The organism is Vulcanococcus sp., assembly GCF_044369115.1.
Lineage (GTDB): Bacteria > Cyanobacteriota > Cyanobacteriia > PCC-6307 > Cyanobiaceae > Vulcanococcus.
This window is the reverse complement of sequence record NZ_JBIPMN010000243.1, coordinates 1-2,777: the sequence shown is the minus strand read 5'-3', so window position 1 is coordinate 2,777 and position 2,777 is coordinate 1. Positions and strand designations below refer to the sequence as shown.

At 63.0% G+C, this 2,777-nt stretch carries 5 protein-coding genes; 3 read left to right on the top strand and 2 right to left on the bottom strand.

Features of this window, described 5'->3' with window-relative positions:
* Positions 1-14: 14 nt before the first annotated feature.
* Positions 15-266, bottom strand: coding sequence for a hypothetical protein (locus ACIQ2E_RS13925; protein ID WP_398331784.1), 252 nt, complete (start codon positions 264-266; stop codon positions 15-17).
* Positions 267-362: 96 nt separating this feature from the next.
* Between ACIQ2E_RS13925 and ACIQ2E_RS13920 the strand changes: the two genes are divergently transcribed.
* The 3 genes from ACIQ2E_RS13920 (at position 363) to ACIQ2E_RS13910 (ending at position 2,593) form a co-directional block, all read left to right on the top strand.
* Entirely contained in the window at positions 363-587 is a 225-nt protein-coding gene (locus ACIQ2E_RS13920; protein ID WP_398331790.1) for a hypothetical protein, read from the top strand.
* A gap of 250 nt (positions 588-837) precedes the next feature.
* On the top strand, positions 838-2,112 hold the full coding sequence (locus ACIQ2E_RS13915; protein ID WP_398331781.1) for a cytochrome P450: 1,275 nt from the start codon (positions 838-840) through the stop codon (positions 2,110-2,112).
* Positions 2,113-2,380: 268 nt separating this feature from the next.
* Positions 2,381-2,593, top strand: a complete 213-nt coding sequence (locus ACIQ2E_RS13910; protein WP_398331787.1) for a type II toxin-antitoxin system HicA family toxin — start codon at positions 2,381-2,383, stop codon at positions 2,591-2,593.
* Here the strand turns inward: ACIQ2E_RS13910 and ACIQ2E_RS13905 are convergent.
* The coding region (locus tag ACIQ2E_RS13905; protein WP_398331778.1) for a YjbQ family protein at positions 2,590-2,777 on the bottom strand (188 nt) is incomplete at its 5' end. The two genes, ACIQ2E_RS13910 and ACIQ2E_RS13905, sit on opposite strands and share 4 nt — an antisense overlap.

Genomic DNA, 2,777 nt, shown 5'->3' with positions numbered 1-2,777 from the left:
TCCTCACATCAGCTTTAACGGCCTCGCTGTAACGACGCATTGGTCATGTCCTCAAGCCCCCGGGTGTACTGATCACAAGGGTGACAACTTTCCTGAAACCGGGGGGAGCTGGCTTCCACGATCGAGAGGCCACGCACCGTGCCGTCAGCCAGGAACCAACGATCCTTTTGCAGGGCCTCAAACACCTCACGGGCCTGCGCCAAGCTGGTAAAGCTGCCCACGCTGGCGCTGCCCCAGGCGTCGTGGCTGAGCACGGAATAGGTCATGGTGGGCATCCTGGCAGCTCTGGCCGTCTGCCTAGGCTGATGCCAGTTGCCTGACCAGTGGTGAACTCGCTTCGCGTCGTTGCGGCCTTTGCTCTTGTGGGTGCACCATTTCTGGGCTCGGGTGCAGCGCTGGCGCAGAACCGCATCCCGAAGCTGCCCGGATACGACCAGTGCCCGCTGGGTTATGTGAACGACCTCAAGCAGAGCTGCTATTCGCCGATCTACTACGAAGTGCAGCCCACCGGTGGCAAGGCCTGCCTCTCAGGTTGGATGAACATCGGCGCTGGGTACTGCAAGAAGAAGACCCTCGGCATCTTCTGATCCAGCCACGTTGGGATCCACGCGGGCCAGCCGCTCGAGGATGGTGTGGAGGTCCAGTTCGGAGAGCTCTCCGCTGGGGGTCCATTTCATGCAAGTGGATCCCAGGCAGGTTCGGTTGGATTTCGGTTGTGGGCTGGGCGGTTTGAGGCAGGTCATCGCCTTGTCCTCGTGTCCTGATGGGGGCAGTCTCCCGTGAGTCGCACGGCGGCCACTACCCCCATTTAGGGTCAGTGGCGTGGCTGGTGAACCCATGGCCCTGAGTGGGCGGCCGTTGCCGAACAGTGGCGCTGTGAGCGGGGTGCTGGAGGCGTTGGCCTTCTTCCGCGAAGCCGATTTCGCGCGCACGCGGTTTGAGCGGCTCGGCGACGTGTTTGAAACCAAGTTGCTGGGCCAGCAGCTGGTGTTCATCCGCGGGGAGCGGGCGATCAGCGATCTGTTCAGCCAGAGCGACGGCACGGTGGGCTGGTGGCCGGAGAGCGTTCGTCAGCTTCTGGGTAGCCGTTCGCTCGCCAATCGCAACGGCGCCGACCACCGCGCCAGGCGCCGGGTGGTGGGGCAGCTGTTTTCAGCGGCAGCGCTGCGCCGCTACAGCCCGGTGATTGTGGCGTTGGTGGATCAATTGGCCGCGGAGTTGAAGGTGTCAACCGGCCCGGTGCGGCTGGTGGATCGCATGCGGCGCTTCGCCTTCGCTGTGATCGCTTTGGTGGTGCTCGGCCTTGAGGGCGACGACATCGACGCGCTGTTCGCTGATTTCGAAATCTGGACGCGCGCCTTGTTTTCGGTGCCGATCGCCATCCCAGGCAGCCCTTTTGCCAAGGCACTGCAGGCGCGGGCGCGTCTGCTGGAGCGGCTGCGGGGTGTATTGGTGCGGGCCAAGGATCGCCCCACCGGCGGGCTGGATCTGCTGAGCGGTGGATTGGATGAGGCCGGTCTTCCCCTCACCGACGACGACCTTGTGGAGCAGTTGCTGCTGCTGCTGTTCGCCGGCTACGAAACCACAGCCTCCTCACTCAGCTGCCTGATGGCGGCTCTGCTGCAGCATCCGCCTGTGTTGCACTGGCTTCAAGCCGAAGTGCAAACGCTGGCTTGGCCGCTACCGGAAGCGATCGCGGCTCCTCGGCTGGACGCGGTGGTGAAGGAGGTGATGCGTCTCAATCCACCGGTGGGTGGTTTTTTCCGCCGCACCACGCGGCCGCTGCTGCTGGATGGGGTGCTTGTTCCCGAGGGGCGTGTGGTGCAGGTGGCCATTGCGGCCTCCAATCGCACCAGCAGCAGTGATGCATCGGATCTGGATGCGTTCCGGCCCGAGCGGCATCTGGAACCTGATCACGGGCTCACGCTGTTGCCCTTCGGCGGCGGCGAACGGGTCTGCCTGGGCAAAGCCCTAGCGGAACTGGAGATCCGGTTGATGGCTGTTGGTTTGCTGCAGCAGGTTGTGCTGCAGCTGGTTCCGGAGCAAGACCTCACCCTGGCGCTGATCCCCAGCCCGAGCCCGCGGGATGGCTTGTTGGTTGCGGCCTGCTGATTGGGCTCCGTGGCTGTGGATTGGGGGGAATGCTTCTAGGGTTGAGACAGGAGGCTGGAGGTATGAATTTTCATCTGGAAGTTGAGCAGGAAGACGACGGACGCTGAATGGCGGAAGTAATTCAGCTACCCGGTGCGCTTGCTTATGGAGCATCCGCTTCCGAAGCCATGGCAAGGGCCGAAGCTCTGGCATTGAGGGCCCTGGCTGAGCAGTTGGAGCATGCTGAAGCGGCTCCAGTCACCACCAACATCGTTGTTCCCACTGCAGCATCAGCGTTTGGCCTTCAGCAAAGGCCAAACTGGTTCTCGGCGCTCTGATCGCTCTGGGCTGGCACGTGAACTGGCAGAGCGGATCGCATCCCACCTTGGCGCGAGATGGATGGCCTGATGTTGCTTTCGCCTTCCATGACGGAGAGGAGCTTGGTCCGCGCATGCTGGCTCGCATCGCCAAACATACGGTTCTGCAGCCCGATGATCTTTAGCTGCTCAGCCACTGCAGCGACACCTGTCGTTGGCGCGGGCCATCGAGCTCCACCAGGATCACGTCTTGGTAGGTGCCGATCACCAGTTCGCCCTTGCTCACGTTCACGATCACCTGGTTGCCGAGCAGCAGTGCCTGCAGATGGGCGTGGGCGTTGCGGGGTTCATCGGCCGGGATGTTGGGGC